Source organism: Streptomyces sp. W16 (genome assembly GCF_033194735.1).
Lineage (GTDB): Bacteria > Actinomycetota > Actinomycetes > Streptomycetales > Streptomycetaceae > Streptomyces.
On sequence record NZ_JAWOAI010000048.1, the window covers coordinates 1 to 13,694 of the forward strand.

The 13,694-nt window shown below is 69.8% G+C and carries 15 protein-coding genes; 5 read left to right on the forward strand and 10 right to left on the reverse strand.

The features are described 5' to 3' along the window. Together R6V09_RS09265 and R6V09_RS09270 are read left to right on the forward strand one after the other, a co-directional pair. A partial coding sequence (locus tag R6V09_RS09265; protein ID WP_317880867.1) for an SDR family oxidoreductase occupies positions 1 to 651 on the forward strand: 651 nt, incomplete at its 5' end. Positions 652 to 780: 129 nt separating this feature from the next. Then, a complete protein-coding gene (locus tag R6V09_RS09270) occupies positions 781 to 966 on the forward strand; it encodes a hypothetical protein (protein WP_317880868.1) in 186 nt (61 codons plus the stop codon). Positions 967 to 1,020: 54 nt separating this feature from the next. On the opposite strand, the gene R6V09_RS09275 is transcribed toward R6V09_RS09270, so the two are convergent. Genes R6V09_RS09275 through R6V09_RS09315 form a run of 9 tightly spaced genes read right to left on the reverse strand, consistent with a single transcriptional unit; the run spans position 1,021 to position 10,515 of the window. After that, positions 1,021 to 1,854 carry an SDR family oxidoreductase gene (locus R6V09_RS09275; protein WP_317880869.1) on the reverse strand — a complete coding sequence of 278 codons (834 nt, stop codon included), beginning with the start codon at positions 1,852 to 1,854 and terminating at the stop codon, positions 1,021 to 1,023. Then, entirely contained in the window at positions 1,851 to 2,306 is a 456-nt protein-coding gene (locus R6V09_RS09280) for a VOC family protein (protein WP_317880870.1), read from the reverse strand. Before R6V09_RS09280 ends, R6V09_RS09275 begins: the two co-directional genes overlap by 4 nt. Next, on the reverse strand, positions 2,303 to 3,361 hold the full coding sequence (locus tag R6V09_RS09285) for a CaiB/BaiF CoA transferase family protein (RefSeq protein ID WP_317880871.1): 1,059 nt from the start codon (positions 3,359 to 3,361) through the stop codon (positions 2,303 to 2,305). Before R6V09_RS09285 ends, R6V09_RS09280 begins: the two co-directional genes overlap by 4 nt. After that, positions 3,358 to 4,314: an LLM class F420-dependent oxidoreductase gene (locus tag R6V09_RS09290; RefSeq protein WP_317880872.1), complete on the reverse strand. Its 957-nt coding sequence runs from the start codon at positions 4,312 to 4,314 to the stop codon at positions 3,358 to 3,360. The genes R6V09_RS09285 and R6V09_RS09290 overlap by 4 nt, the downstream gene beginning before the upstream one ends. A gap of 28 nt (positions 4,315 to 4,342) precedes the next feature. Continuing rightward, positions 4,343 to 4,741: a cobalamin-dependent protein gene (locus R6V09_RS09295; protein WP_317880873.1), complete on the reverse strand. Its 399-nt coding sequence runs from the start codon at positions 4,739 to 4,741 to the stop codon at positions 4,343 to 4,345. Beyond that, a complete protein-coding gene (locus R6V09_RS09300) occupies positions 4,741 to 6,342 on the reverse strand; it encodes a methylmalonyl-CoA mutase family protein (RefSeq protein ID WP_317880874.1) in 1,602 nt (533 codons plus the stop codon). The genes R6V09_RS09295 and R6V09_RS09300 overlap by 1 nt, the downstream gene beginning before the upstream one ends. Beyond that, a complete protein-coding gene (locus R6V09_RS09305; RefSeq protein ID WP_317880875.1) occupies positions 6,339 to 7,766 on the reverse strand; it encodes a FadD3 family acyl-CoA ligase in 1,428 nt (475 codons plus the stop codon). Before R6V09_RS09305 ends, R6V09_RS09300 begins: the two co-directional genes overlap by 4 nt. Beyond that, complete coding sequence (locus tag R6V09_RS09310; RefSeq protein WP_317880876.1) at positions 7,763 to 8,941, reverse strand: amidohydrolase family protein; 1,179 nt, start codon at positions 8,939 to 8,941, stop codon at positions 7,763 to 7,765. Before R6V09_RS09310 ends, R6V09_RS09305 begins: the two co-directional genes overlap by 4 nt. Before the next feature lie 35 nt (positions 8,942 to 8,976). Further along, a complete protein-coding gene (locus tag R6V09_RS09315) occupies positions 8,977 to 10,515 on the reverse strand; it encodes an AMP-binding protein (RefSeq protein ID WP_317880877.1) in 1,539 nt (512 codons plus the stop codon). Between the two features lie 64 nt (positions 10,516 to 10,579). Here R6V09_RS09315 and R6V09_RS09320 point away from each other — a divergent pair, with 64 nt between their 5' ends. Genes R6V09_RS09320 through R6V09_RS09330 form a run of 3 tightly spaced genes read left to right on the forward strand, consistent with a single transcriptional unit; the run spans position 10,580 to position 13,113 of the window. Beyond that, positions 10,580 to 11,587: a ferredoxin--NADP reductase gene (locus tag R6V09_RS09320; RefSeq protein WP_317880878.1), complete on the forward strand. Its 1,008-nt coding sequence runs from the start codon at positions 10,580 to 10,582 to the stop codon at positions 11,585 to 11,587. Between the two features lie 4 nt (positions 11,588 to 11,591). Continuing rightward, on the forward strand, positions 11,592 to 12,311 hold the full coding sequence (locus R6V09_RS09325; RefSeq protein ID WP_317880879.1) for an enoyl-CoA hydratase/isomerase family protein: 720 nt from the start codon (positions 11,592 to 11,594) through the stop codon (positions 12,309 to 12,311). Then, entirely contained in the window at positions 12,304 to 13,113 is an 810-nt protein-coding gene (locus R6V09_RS09330; protein ID WP_317880880.1) for an alpha/beta hydrolase fold domain-containing protein, read from the forward strand. Before R6V09_RS09325 ends, R6V09_RS09330 begins: the two co-directional genes overlap by 8 nt. Here the strand turns inward: R6V09_RS09330 and R6V09_RS09335 are convergent. Beyond that, a complete protein-coding gene (locus tag R6V09_RS09335) occupies positions 13,067 to 13,639 on the reverse strand; it encodes a TetR/AcrR family transcriptional regulator (RefSeq protein WP_317880881.1) in 573 nt (190 codons plus the stop codon). The two genes, R6V09_RS09330 and R6V09_RS09335, sit on opposite strands and share 47 nt — an antisense overlap. Positions 13,640 to 13,694: the final 55 nt, after the last annotated feature.

The window sequence follows — 13,694 nt, forward strand, 5'->3', positions numbered from 1 at the left end:
GCCTCGGTCGCGGTCGCCGCGCGCTCCGAACGGGAGGGCCGGCTGCCCGGCACGATCCACTCGGTCGCGGACCGGATAGCAGCGGCGGGCGGACGTGGGCTGCCTCTGCCCTGCGATGTGAGCGACGAGGCGTCGGTCGACGCGGCTGTCGCCGCCACGGTCGCGGAGTTCGGCGGAATCGACATTCTCGTCGCCAACGCCGGGGTGCTGTGGCTCGGCCCGGTCGAGTCGACACCTCTCAGGCGCTGGCAGCTGTGTCTGGACGTCAATCTGACCGGGGTGTTCCTGGTGACCCGGGCGGTGATCCCGCACGTACGCGCGCGTGGCGGTGGGTCGTTGGTGGCCGTGACGACCGGCGGGGTGGGCATGACGGACCGGGGCGCCAACGCGTACTGGGTGTCCAAGGCGGCGGTCGAGCGCCTCTATCTGGGGCTCGCCGCCGACCTGCGGAAGGACAACATCGCCGTCAACTGCCTTGCTCCGTCACGGGTGGTGCTCACGGAGGGCTGGCAGGCGGGTGGCGGCGGCCGGGAGATTCCGCCGGAGATGGTGGAGCCGCCGGAGGCGATGGCGCGGGCCGCCGTCCTGCTCGCGGGCCAGGACGCCACCGGCCTCACGGGCACCGTCCAGCGCTCGGAATCCCTTGCCTGAACGGCAGTTGGGCCGGCACGCCCCGCGGTACCCGCATGAGTGTTCGGCATCATGCGGGGCACTCGGGAGACAACGGCGCAGCCACCGGGATCACTGGTGGCTCGCCGTCTATCCGTAGGGGAATTTCAGATGCTTGCATTCGTGGCGGCCGCGCTCTTCTTCATCGCCTTCATCATCCGTGTCACCGAGACGTCGACGCAGCTCGTCTTCAGCTCTACGAGCCTCATGCTTCTCGGGCTCGCCTTCCTCGCCGCGCACTCGGCCGGTGTGGGGTCCGGCTGGTCCGCCCGGCGCAGCAGCGGACGTCGGCGCTGAGGAAGCGGCGCGCTCCGTCCACGCCGCGCCCCGCCTCCGACAGCCGCTGACCGGTCACCGCCCGCCGCGTTCTCGCACCGCCGCACAGACCCCACCGTCGACGAGAACGTCGATCCCGGAGACGAAAGCCGCCTCGTCCGACAACAGGAACGCCACCGCAGCCGCGACGTCCTCGGCCCGGCCCACCCGCCCGAGCGGCGTCTGCTCCACCAGAGCGGCCATGGCGGGCTGGGCCGAGGCCTCCTGTTGCCCCTGAGGGGTGTCGATGACGCCCGGCGACACGGAACACACCCGGGCGCCGCACGGTCCGAGCCGCACCGCCTCCCGCCGTACGAACCGGTGCACCCCGTGCTTGGCCCACGCGTACGCGAGCCCGGTGTTCTCGACGGCCGGCCCGAGGATGTCACGGAGCCGGTCGAGGAAGTCGTCCCGGAGCGGGTCGTCGAGGATCTCCGCCACGGCGGGATCGGCCTCCAGGTTGCCGAGGAGCGGGGCCATCGAGGCGAAGCAGACCATCGCCGTCCCCGCGGTGGCGAGCGGGCGGAGTGCCTCGGCCAGGCGTGCGGTGCCGACGAGGTCGACCTCCAAGATGCGCCGCCAGTCGGCCATGGTGGGCGAGATCCCGGCGGCGTGGGAGACGGCTCTGAGGGTGCCCAATTCGGCCGTCCGCGCCGCAAGTTGGGCCAGTCCGGCCCTGTCGGTGATGTCGAGGACGAACGGCTCGACCTCGATCTCGTCGTCCGCGGCGGCCAGTTCCTTCGCCGCGGCGGTCACGGCCAACTCGTCCCGGTCCACCAGCAGCAGCGTGTCCACCAGGTCGGTGAGCCGCCGCGCGCAGGCCAGTCCCATGCCGCGCCCGGATCCGGTCGCGATGCCCACGGTCGTCATGCGTCCCCTCCTCCATGGTCCCAGAGCTTCTCCAGTCCCGGCCGCGCCACCCGGTCCACGAGTTCCACGAGCAGTCCGCTCGGGGCGCGCAGGAAGGCGAAGGGCGCGCCGCCCGAACCGGCCCTGGTCGCCTCGGTCGTGAAACCCTGCCGGGTGAGTTCGGCCGCATCTGCGGCGACGTCGTCGGACCAGTAGCCCACGTGGTGCACACCGCCGCCGGACACCGGCTCCCACAGGGTTCCGGGGACACGCCGGACGATCTCCAGCCGCGGCAGCGTCCGGGAGTACGCGCAGCTGATGTCGAGAACGGCGTTTCCGGTCGGCAGCGTCAGTGGAACCGTCCCGCCGATCTCGGCGCACCACTCGTACCCGAACGCGGCCGAGTACTCGGCCAGCGTCCCCTCGAAGTCCTCGACAACGAGCCCGAGATGGAACTGGTCCTCCGCCCTCACGACTCCCCCACCACCCCGGAAACGCCATGCTCGCCGAGGCGGGGCGGCGGCCCGTAGTCGGGCGCGTACCCCTCGACCCGCACGGAACTGCGCACCAGCCGGAAGTCCCCGGCCGTCACCACGGCCTCCGGCGTCGCCGCCAACGCCTGCGGCAGCGTCCTTACGGCGGCCGCAGGCACCCCGAGCGGACGCAGCCGCGCCTCCCAGGCCACGGCGGTGTCGCCCGCCAGGGCATCCGTCACAGCTGCCAGCACCTCCTCGCGGCGCTCCGCGCGTTCGGCCATGGTGGGGAATCCCTGGACTCCGGCCTCCATGGCGAAGGACTTCCAGAAGCCGTCGTGGGTGATGAAGAGCGCCAAGTAGCCCTCGGCGGTGGGAAAGAGCTGGGCCGGCACGTAGTAGGAGTGCGCGCCGAGCGGCAGCCGTCGCGGCTCCACGCCCTCGTTGAGGTAGGCGGAGGCGCGGTAGTTGAGCTGAGACAGCATCACATCCCGCAAGGACACCTCGACTTGACCGCCGCGCCCGGAGACGATCTGAGCGAGGAGCCCCAACGCGGCTGTCAGGCCCGATGAGTTGTCGGCGGAGGAGTAGCCGGGCAGGGTCGGCGGACCGTCCGGGTCGCCGGTGAGGGCGGCGACGCCCGTGGCCGCCTGGACCACATAGTCGAAGGCGGGCTCGTCGCCCGCCTCCAAGCCGTATCCGGTGAGCGCGACGCACACGATCCGGTCGTTCCACTTGCGCAGCACGTCGTACGTCAGGCCCAGCCGGTGAATGGCCGTGGGCTTGAGGTTGACGAGCAACGCGTGGGCATCCGCGACGAGTTCACCGAGCCGGGCCTGCCCGTCGTCGGTCGTGAGGTCGAGCCGGATGCTGCGTTTCCCGCGGTTGAGGCTGGCGAAGTAGGCGTCGCTCACCTGGCGCGAGATGTCCCCGCCGGGCGGCTCGATCTTGGTGACCTCGGCGCCGAGATCGGCGAGCATCATCGTGGCGTAGGGGCCGGCCAGCATGTGGCCGACCTCCAGGACGCGGATGCCGTCGAGCGGTCCGGTGGTCATCGCAGGTCCGCGGCGAGGGCGGCGAGCATGTCGCGGGTGCGGTACTTGGAGGCGACCAGTTCGTCGCGGTTGTCGCCGATGGGCAGCAGCCGTACGGACAGATCGGTGACCCCCGCGTCCGCGAACCGCTTGCAGCGGGCGGCAATGGCGTTCTCGTCGCCCGCCGCGCACAGGTCGCCGACGTCGCGGGCGTCGCCGTAGTCCAGCAGGCGTTGGTAGTTGGGCGAGATCTCGGCCTCGCCGAGGATCCGGTTGGCGCGCTCGCGGGCCTCGTCGACGCGGTCGGGTGCGCACAGGCAGACGGGGATGCCCGCGACGATCCGGGGTGCCGGGCGTCCGGCGCTCTCGGCGGCCTTGGTGATGCGGGGCACGACGTGTTCGGCGACCGCGCGTTCGTCGGCCATCCACAGCACGGTGCCGTCGGCCCGCTCCCCGGCGAGGCGCAGCATGACCGGGCCGAGGGCCGCGAGCAGGACCGGGAGACGGGAGACGGGGGCGAGGGTGAGCGGGTTGTGGACGGTGAAAGTGTCGTTCTCAACGTCGACAACGCCCGTTCCGGCGAACGCGGCGTCCAGGACGTCCAGGTAGTCGCGGGTGAAGGCGGCCGGCTTCTCGTACGGCAGCCCCAGCATGTCCCGGATGATCCAGTGGTGGGACGGTCCCAGGCCCAGCGCGAGGCGTCCGCCCGTCGCGGCCTGGGCCGAAATCGCCTGCCTGGCAAGGGCGATGGGGTGCTGGGTCTGCAAGGGGACGACTGCGGTGCCCAGTTCGATCCGCTCGGTGCGCGCGCCCATCAGCGCGATCGCGGTGAGCGCGTCGAAGTCGGTCGGGATCTGCGGCACCCACACGGTGTCGAAGCCCGCCTTCTCGGCCCATGTCACGTCGTCGATCATCCGTGTGACCTTGCGGACCGAGTCTCCGCGCTCGGGCCCGATCATCACTCCGATGCGCACGCTTCCTCCAGGTTTTCGGGTTGCTGCCTCATGGCGAGGTGACGGATGTCAGGGCGCGCATCCTGGTGACGAGGGCGTCGAGCGGTGTGCCCGTGGGGAAGACCGCGGCGGCTCCGGCCGTGAGCAGTTTCGGTACGTCGGCGGGCGGGATGGTGCCGCCCACCACGACGGCGATGTCCTCGGCCCCGGTGGCGCGCAGTGCCTCGATCACCCGGGTGGTGAGCGCGAGGTGCGCGCCGGAGAGGATGCTGAGGCCGACCACGGCCACGTCCTCCTCGACGGCGACGGCCACGATGTCGTCGACGCGTTGCCGGATACCGGTGAAGATCACCTCGAAGCCCGCGTCGCGCAGTGTCCGCGCGACGATCTTGGCTCCTCGGTCGTGTCCGTCGAGCCCTGGTTTGGCGACCAGTACGCGGGCTTTCATCAGAACACCACCGGCTGCTGGAACTCGCCCCAGACCGCCTTGAGCGCGGCGACCATCTCGCCGACCGTGCAGTAGGCGTTGGCGCAGTCGATCAGGATGGGCATGAGGTTGTCGGTGCCTTCCGCGGCGCGGGCCAGTTCGGCGAGGCGTTGCCGTACGAGGGCCGCGTCCCGGGTTGCCTTGACGTCGGCGAGTCGCTTCAGCTGCCGGTCGCGGCCCTCCGCGTCGAGTTCGTACGTGGCGAGGTCGGGCGGCGGTTCGTCCGCGACGAAGCGGTTGACGCCGACCACCGGCCGGGTGCCCGCCTCGACCTCGCGGTGCAACTGGTAGGCCTCGTCGGCGATGAGCGTCTGCAGATAGCCGTCCTCGATGGCCCGGACCATACCGCCGTACCGCTCCAGGTCCTCCATGATCTCGACGATGCGGGCCTCGGTGGCGTCGGTGAGCGCCTCGACGAAGTACGAGCCGCCGAGCGGGTCCGCGACCCGGGTGACGCCGGTCTCGTGGGCGAGGATCTGCTGGGTGCGCAGCGCGAGTGTCGCCGACTCCTCGCTGGGCAGGGCGAACGGCTCGTCCCAGGCGGCCGTGAACATCGACTGGACGCCACCGAGGACCGAGGCGAGCGCCTCGTAGGCCACGCGGACGGTGTTGTTCTGCGCCTGGGGCGCGTACAGCGAGGCACCTCCGGCCACGCAGCCGAAGCGGAACATGGCCGCCTTGTCGCTGTCCGCCCCGTACCGTTCGCGCACGATGGTCGCCCAACGCCTGCGTCCGGCGCGGTACTTGGCGATCTCCTCGAAGAAGTCGCCGTGTGTGTAGAAGAAGAAGGAGACCTGCGGGGCGAACTGATCGATCGTCATACGGCCCCGGGCCAGCACCGTGTCGCAGTAGGTGACGCCGTCGGCGAGTGTGAAGGCCATCTCCTGTACAGCGTTGGCGCCCGCGTCGCGGAAGTGCGAGCCGGCGACCGAGATGGCGTTGAAGCGCGGTACTTCGGCCGCGCAGAACTCGATGGTGTCGGCGATGAGGCGGAGGGAGGGTTCGGCGGGCCAGATCCAAGTGCCTCTGGACGCGTACTCCTTGAGGATGTCGTTCTGGATCGTCCCGGTGAGTTTCGCCCGTGGCACGCCCGCGCGTTCGGCGGCGGCGACGTAGAAGGCGAGCAGGATCGCGGCCGTGCCGTTGATGGTGAAGCTGGTGCTGATCTTGTCGAGGGGGATGTCCTCGAAGAGGATCTCGGCGTCGGCGAGCGTGTCGACGGCGACGCCCACCCGTCCGACCTCCTCGCTGACTTCGGGGTCGTCGGAGTCGTAGCCGCACTGTGTGGGCAGGTCGAGCGCCACCGAGAGTCCGGTGCCGCCCTGTTGGAGGAGGTAGTGGTAGCGGCGGTTGGACGATTCGGCGGTGCCGAAGCCGGAGTACTGGCGCAGTGTCCACAGCCGTCCCCGGTATCCGGTGGCGTAATTGCCGCGAGTGAAGGGGAAGTTGCCCGGCGCGGGCGGTTCGGCCTTGACGTCGTCGGGGCCGTAGACCGGTTTGAGGGGCAGGCCGGACGCGGTCCGGACGAGGTCGTCGCCCTGGGGCGGTGTGGGAGGCGTCATCGCAGGAGGTCCTTCATCACCTTTCCGGTGGCGTTCAGCGGTAGTTCCGTCAGGAACTCCACGGTCCGGGGCACCTTGAACCCGGCCATCCGGAGCCGGCTCCACTCGATCAACTCGTCGGCTGTCAGCGGCTCCCGGAGGACGACGAAGGCCTTGCCGACCTGTCCCATCCGTTCGTCGGGGACGCCGATCACGGCGGCCTGGGCGACCGCCGGATGTTCCATCAGGAAGCCCTCGATCTCGGCCGGGTAGGCGTTGAAGCCGCCGACGATGAACATGTCCTTCTTGCGTCCGACGATCCTCAGGTAGCCGCGCTCGTCGAGCGTTCCGAGGTCCCCGGTGTGCAACCAGCCGTCCTGGTCGATGGCTTCGGCGGTGGCCTCGGGGTCGTTGAAGTAGCCGCGCATCACGCTGTAGCCGCGGACCAACACCTCGCCGTCGTCGGCGATGTGGACCTCGACGCCGTCGCAGGGGGTGCCGACGGTGGTGGCGATGTCCTCGAAGGAGTCGCCGGGCCGGGTGGCGGTCGCTGTCCCCGCCTCGGTCAGGCCGTAGCCCGTCATGATCGAGGTGAAGGGCAGTTCGGTCATCACCCGGCGGATCAGTTCGACGGGGATGTCGGCGGCTCCGGTCACCGCAACTCGCAGTGAGGACAGGTCTCTTGAGCCGCGGTCGGTGAGCAGGGAGTGGTAGAGCGTGGGCGGGCCTGGCAGGACCGTCACCTTCTCGCGCTCGACCAGGTCGAGGACGGTGTCCACGCCGAAGACGGGCACGGGGAGGATGGTCATGCCGCGGATGAGCGACGCGACCATGCCCGCCTTGAAGCCGAAGATGTGGAAGAACGGGTTGACGATCAGATAACGGTCGCCCTCCCTGACCCCGGCCAGGTCGCACCACTCCGCGTACAGGCGGAGCGTCTGGGCGTGGGTCATCAGCACGCCCTTGGGCCGGCCGGTGGTGCCCGAGGTGAAGACGATGTCGCTGACCTGGTCGCCGGTCACCTTCCGCTCGAAGGGTGAACCGCTCGCCAGGAAGCCGGACTTGAGGTCGATCACCGGAACCCCGGGCGGTGCTTTGAAGTCCAGGCCGAGGAAGCCCTCCTGGACGAGAACGGCCTTCGCACCGCTGCGCACGATGATGTCGTGCGCCTCCTCGGCCTTGAAACGGGTGTTGACGGGCACCACCACACCGCCCGCGGTCATGAGACCGAAGGCGGCGATGATCCACTCGGCGGAGTTGGGCGCCCAGATCGCGACCCGGTCGCCCTGCTCCACCCCGGCCGACGCGAACGCACCCGCAGCCACACGCACCCGCTCGACCAGCTCGGTGAACGTAAGGCGGAGCGGGCCGTCCACCACGGCTTCGGCGTCACCGAAGCGGTCGGCCGCGCTCAGCACCATCTGCGGGATGCTCTCCCAGGTCATACGCCGATCAACCGGGCGAGATTGCCACCCATGATCTTGGCCTGGTCGGCCTCCTTCATGCCCTGGAGCGCGTCGATGTAGGACACCGGGTCGGCCAGCCCCTCGGGGTGCGGGTAGTCGGACCCGAACAGGACCCGCTCGACTCCGACGACCTCGGACAGCGCGGCCATGTCCTCCTCCCAGAACGGGCTGATGTGGATCCGCTTCCTGACCTCTTCGACCGGGTCGCCCAGGAAGCCCTTCGGCTGCTTCTTGTAGGTGCTGGCCAGCTGGTCGAGGAGCGGGAGCAGCCAGGAAGAGCCGTTCTCGATGACCGAGACCTTCAGTTCCGGGAAGCGGAACAGGGCTCCGTGGCAGACCCAGGACGCCACCGCGTCGGTGACCGGGCGCCATTCGGACATCATCCGGAAGACCTGCGCCTGGAACGGCGTCATCTCCTGGCTCTTGCCCTCCCAGTCGCTGGAGTAGCGCGAGTAGCCGCTGTCGGAGGAGTGCATGGCCACCAGCACGCCCGCCTCCTCGACCCGCTTCCAGAAGGGGTCGAACTCCGGCAGCGCGAAGGACCGCGAGCCGCCGTAGCCGGGGACCGGGGCGGGCCTGATGAGAATCGCCCTCGCGCCCCGCTCAAGGCACCACTCCAGCTCGGCGATCGCCTTGTCCAGGATCGGCAGGCTGATCACCGGCGTGGTGAAAATGCGGTTCTTGTAGTTGAACTGCCAGGTCTCGTGCAGCCATTGGTTGAGGGCGTGCACGACGACGTGGATCAACTCCGGGTCGTCCCGCATGCGTTCCTCGACCAGGCTGGCGAGCGTCGGGAACATCAGGGTCTGCTGGATGCCCAGGTCGTCCATGAGTGCCAGGCGGGGACCCGGTTCGCGGAACGCTGGGATCGACCGCATCGGCTCGCCGAACAGCTCCCGGTGGGACTTGCCCTCCGGGTTGCCCTCGCGGAAGTAGTCCTCCCAGGCGCCGGGCCGGGCGACGACCTCGAAGGTGGGGTTGGGGATGTAGTCGCTGATCTGACCGCGGATGGCGATCTTCGTACGGCCCTTCACCTGCACGTACTGGATGGCGCCCGCGTACTGCTTGGGCAGGTACCGGGTGAGCGCGTCCTCGGTCTCGTACAGGTGATTGTCCGCGTCGAACAGCGGATACGGCGGCACACGCGATGGCATGAGATCCTCCTTCGCAGATTGCGAGAATCCTATTCTCACTCTTGATGGGCGGCAATATCCTTGCGGAGAACGAACTTCTGGACCTTGCCGCTTGCGGTCCGTGGGAAGTCCTCGACGATGTGCAGTTCTTCCGGCCACTTCTGCCGGGCCAGGCCCGCCGCGGCGAAGTGGGCGCGCAGGTCGTCGAGGGTGGGTTCGGGGTGGCCGGTCCGCAGTCGTACGACGGCTGCTGCGTGCTCGCCGAGGCGGGCGTCCGGGGCGGCCACGACCGCGGCCTCGGCGACGGCCGGCAGGGCGAGGAGAACCTCCTCCACCTCCAGCGCGCCGATGTTCTCGCCACCGCGGATGATGATGTCCGCCTTGCGGTCGGTGATGGTGAGGTAGCCGTCCTCGTCGAGCCTGCCGATGTCGCCGGTGTGGTACCAGCCGTCCGCGTCGAAGGCCCGGTCGGTGAGGGCGGGGTCGGTGTAACCGAGGCACAGGTCCGGGCCGCGACTGAGGATCTCACCGTCCTCGGCCAGCCGGATCTCCACTCCGTCGAGTGCGTCTCCGTCCGTATAGAGGCGCTTGTCCTCGGGCGCGGTGTGAGCCGAGGCGGTGATCGAGGGGTGCTCGGTGCTGCCGTAGGCCCGGAAGACCGTGATGCCCAGGTCCGCCAGCCTTCTGGTCACCGCGTTCGGGATGCCCGCGCCGCCGAGGCCCGCGTACTTCATGTGCGCCAGGTGGGCGGGGGTGAAGTCGGGGTGGTCGAGGAGGCTCGTCATGTAATAGGCGGCGCCGCCTCCGACGGTGAGTCCGTCGCTGGCCATCAACTCCAGGGCGAGGCCCGGGTCCCAGGTGTCGGCGAGGTTGACCGGGCTGCCGTCGAGGACGGGGATCAGGAAGGCGTTCACCATGCCGATGAAGTGGCCGACGGGTGCGGAGGTGAGCTGGTCGCCGCGGTCTGGCGGGTAGCGGCCGGCCAGTTGGCGGGTCTCGAAGGCCAGGGTGCGGTGACTGTGCACAACTCCCTTGGGGTCGCGGGTAGTTCCGGAGGTGAAGGCGATCAGCGCGGGTCCGGACGGGTCCGTCGGCAGCACGCCGGACAGCGGTTCGTCGGCGAGCAGCTCGTCGAAGTCCCGCCCTACGACGCCGACCACGGGGATCTTCGCGCTCAGGTCGGGGTCGTGGCGGAGGCGTCCGAACCGTTCGGCGGTGATGAGGACCTTGGGCTCAACGGTCTCCAGGATGTAGCCGACTTCCTTGCGCCTATAGAAGTGGACGATCGGCACCACGACCGCACCGAGGAACGCCGACGCCCAGAAGACCGCCGCCGCCTCCATCCAGTTGGGCAGTTGGAACGCCACGACGTCACCTGGGCCGACCCCCCGCTCGCGCAGTCCGGCGGCCAGTCGGCGGGCCGTCAGTTCGACCTCGGCGAAGGTCCCTTCCCAGGGCCGTACCGCCGAGTGCACCCGGAACGCGGCCCCCGGGGCGGCCGTCAGCCCCCGCGCCAGCAGGTCGCCGATCGTCTCCTGGGTCCACCAGCCCTCCGCCTCGTAGCGGTCGACCAGTTCAGCGGGGATCGTTCGCACGACAGGAACTTCCTCTCGTCATTGAGAATTGCACTCTCTCAGAGCGAGAAGGTAAATTCCACACATGGGACGAGACCACGGGTTCCACCCGGTGCGGATCACACGGATCATCCAGGAGACGCCCGACACCCGGACGTACGTACTCGACGCGCCCTTCCCATACCGGGCGGGCCAGTTCGTGACGATCAAGGCCTGCGGCACGCTGCGCAGTTACTCGATGTCCAGTTCACCGGACACGGACGCCGAGTTGATGACGACGGTGAAGCGGGTTCCGGGGGGCCTGGTGTCCAACTGGATGCACGACCATCTCGCGCCCGGCGATGTCGTGGAAACCACCCTGCCCGCAGGGGTGTTCTGTCTGAGAGAGAGTGGCGAGGCGTCCCTCGAAGTCGCCGCTCCGGTGGTGGCGTTCTGCGGAGGCAGCGGGATCACCCCGGTCCTCTCGCTCGCCAAGTCGGCACTGGCCGGCACCGGGCGCCCGGTACGAGTGCTGGCCGCCGACCGGGACGCCGGCGCGGTCATCTTCGCTGCGGTGCTGGGCGAGTTGACCGAGCGGTATCCGGACCGGTTCGAGGTCCGGCATCACCTCGACGACCGGCAGGGCTTCGTCACGGCGGACCAGGTACGGGAGTTCGCGGGCGGCGACACGGACGCGGATTTCTACCTGTGCGGGCCGGCGCCCTTCATGGAGCTGGTGGAGAACGCGCTTCTCGGCCATGGAGTCGCCCCGGAACGGATCTTCGTCGAGCGGTTCGCACAGGCCGCCGATCCACCGCCCGAGGACACCCCTGAGCAGGAAGGCAGCCTCACGCTGGTGCTCTCCGGCAAGCGGCACACGCTCGCGCAGCGTTCCGGCGAGACGTTTCTGGAGAGCGCGCGTCGGGCAGGTCTGGCCCCGCCGTTCTCCTGCGAGGCGGGCAACTGCGCCACCTGTATCGCCCAAGTCACCGAAGGCGAGGCCAAGATGCGTGTCAACAACGCGCTCGACGAGGACGAGATCGCCGAGGGCTGGGTCCTGACCTGCCAGGGCGAGCCGACCACGCCGCACGTCACTGTCGTATACGAGGACTGAGGCCATGGACGTAGATCTCGAACTCGACGAGGGCCTGGCGGTCATCACCATCGACCGTCCGCAGGCCCGCAACGCCATCGCCCCGAGCACGATGGACGAACTGGACAAGGTGCTCGACGCGGCCTCGGGCGCCAAGGCGCTGGTCGTCACGGGCGCCGGCGACCGGGCGTTCGTCTCCGGCGGGGATCTCAAGCAGCTGAGTGCGATCCGGACCGAGGAGGACGCGATGGCCATGGCCCTGCGGATGCGGGGGATCTGCGATCGCATCGCGAACTTCCCCGGACCGGTGATCGCCGCGTTGAACGGGCACGCGTTCGGCGGCGGCGCCGAGGTCGCCGTGGCCGCCGACATCCGGGTCGCCGCCGAGGACATCAGGATCGGCTTCAACCAGGTTGCCCTGGCCATCATGCCGGCGTGGGGCGGCGCCGAGCGACTTGCCCAACTCGTGGGCAGGGGGCGGGCGTTGATGCTCGCCGGGGCCGGGAGCGTACTCGGCGCGGCCGAGGCACAGCGCGTCGGACTGCTCGATCTGGTGCTGCCCCGCGCCGACTTCGCCGAGGGCTGGCGCACCCTGGCCAGATCGCTGGCCACAAATCCGGCGCGGGAGATCAAACGCGTGATGAGCGGAGCCGTCCCGGAGGAGGAGGCGGCCCGCGCCTTCGCCCGCCTCTGGGTGTCCGACGAGCACTGGCAGGCAGCGGAGAGGGTGATGTCCCGTGGGTGACACACGAGTTGGGGCGACCGGAGCGAGCGCGGACCTGGCCGACGTACGAGCGGACACGGCTCGTGCGGGGGTCGGCGACGGTCGGGTGCGGGTCGAGTCGAGCCCGGTCGGGCCGGTCGTACGGCCGCCGGACGCGAGCGATCTCGTCATCCTGTATCTGCACGGCGACCGGCAGTTGTCGGGCTCGCCGGAGTCGGCGGTGGACCTGGCCGAGCGGCTCGCGCTGCGGACGGGGGCAGTTGTGGTGTGCCCGCGCTACCGGTCGTCGTTCCCGGGGGCGCTCGACGACGTGCACGCCGTGTACAGCTCTTGCCAGGCCCGTGGTCCGGTCGCGCTGGCCGGTGAGCGGCTCGGCGCCGGGCTCGCCGCCTCGCTGCTGGTGCGGCTGCGGGACATGGGGGCGCAGGAGCCGGACTGTGCGGTGCTGACTTCGGCGCTGCTCGATCTGACGCTGGACGCGCCGAGTCTGCTGTTCAACGCGGCGGCCGATCCGGGCTTCGACATCGACGAACTCCGGCTGCACGCGGCCCGGTTCGCGGCCGGCGCCGACCGGACCAACCCGCTGCTCAGCCCACTGCACGCCAACCTGCACGGGCTGCCGCCGATTCAGCTGCTGGTGGCGGGCACCGATCCGCTGCTGGACGACTCGCTGTCGTTCGCCGCCCGCGCGGCCCGCTCCGGTGTCACGGTCGACCTCCGGGTACGGCCGGACGCGGTGAGTCTGCATCCCGAGAGCGTGACGGCCATGGCCGATTTCATACAGGCGTGGGCCCGAGCAGCACACCCATCACCTCGCGGATGATCTCCGGGTAGTCGGTCTGCTCCTCGTCGAGCATCCACTGCTGCTGGACCCCTTCGAGCATCGCCACCACGGCGGTGGCGGCGGCTCGGGGGGTCAGACCGCTGGGTACGCGGTCGCCGTAGAGCGCGGTGAGGTGCTCGACGGTGTGGTCCTGGATCGACCGGTAGTAGTCGTGGCAGAACCGCTGTGCCTCGTCGCTGCCGGTGACGCCCTCGGCCACGAGAACGCTGTGGATCTGGGCGAGACCGGGGTTCTTGTGGTCGTAGGTGATGACCTCGGCGAGCAGCCCTGGCAGGTCCTCGCCGGCGTCCGCGTGGAGGGCGGCGAGGTGTTCGCGGGCGAGGTCCTCGCGGAGCTGGACCAGGGCGAGGAGCAGCCGTTTCTTGCTCGGGAAGTAGTGCAGGACGCCCTGTCTGGTCAGGCCGGCGCGCTCCGCCACGGCGTCGATGGACGCCTTCTTGTAGCCGCGCTCGGCGAAGACCGCCAGCGCGGCGACAAGGATCTCCTCGTATCGGGCCGTCGTCATCGGGGATCCCTTTCACCGCGGCAACACCGATGTGACACTACGGTTGCCGTCGCGA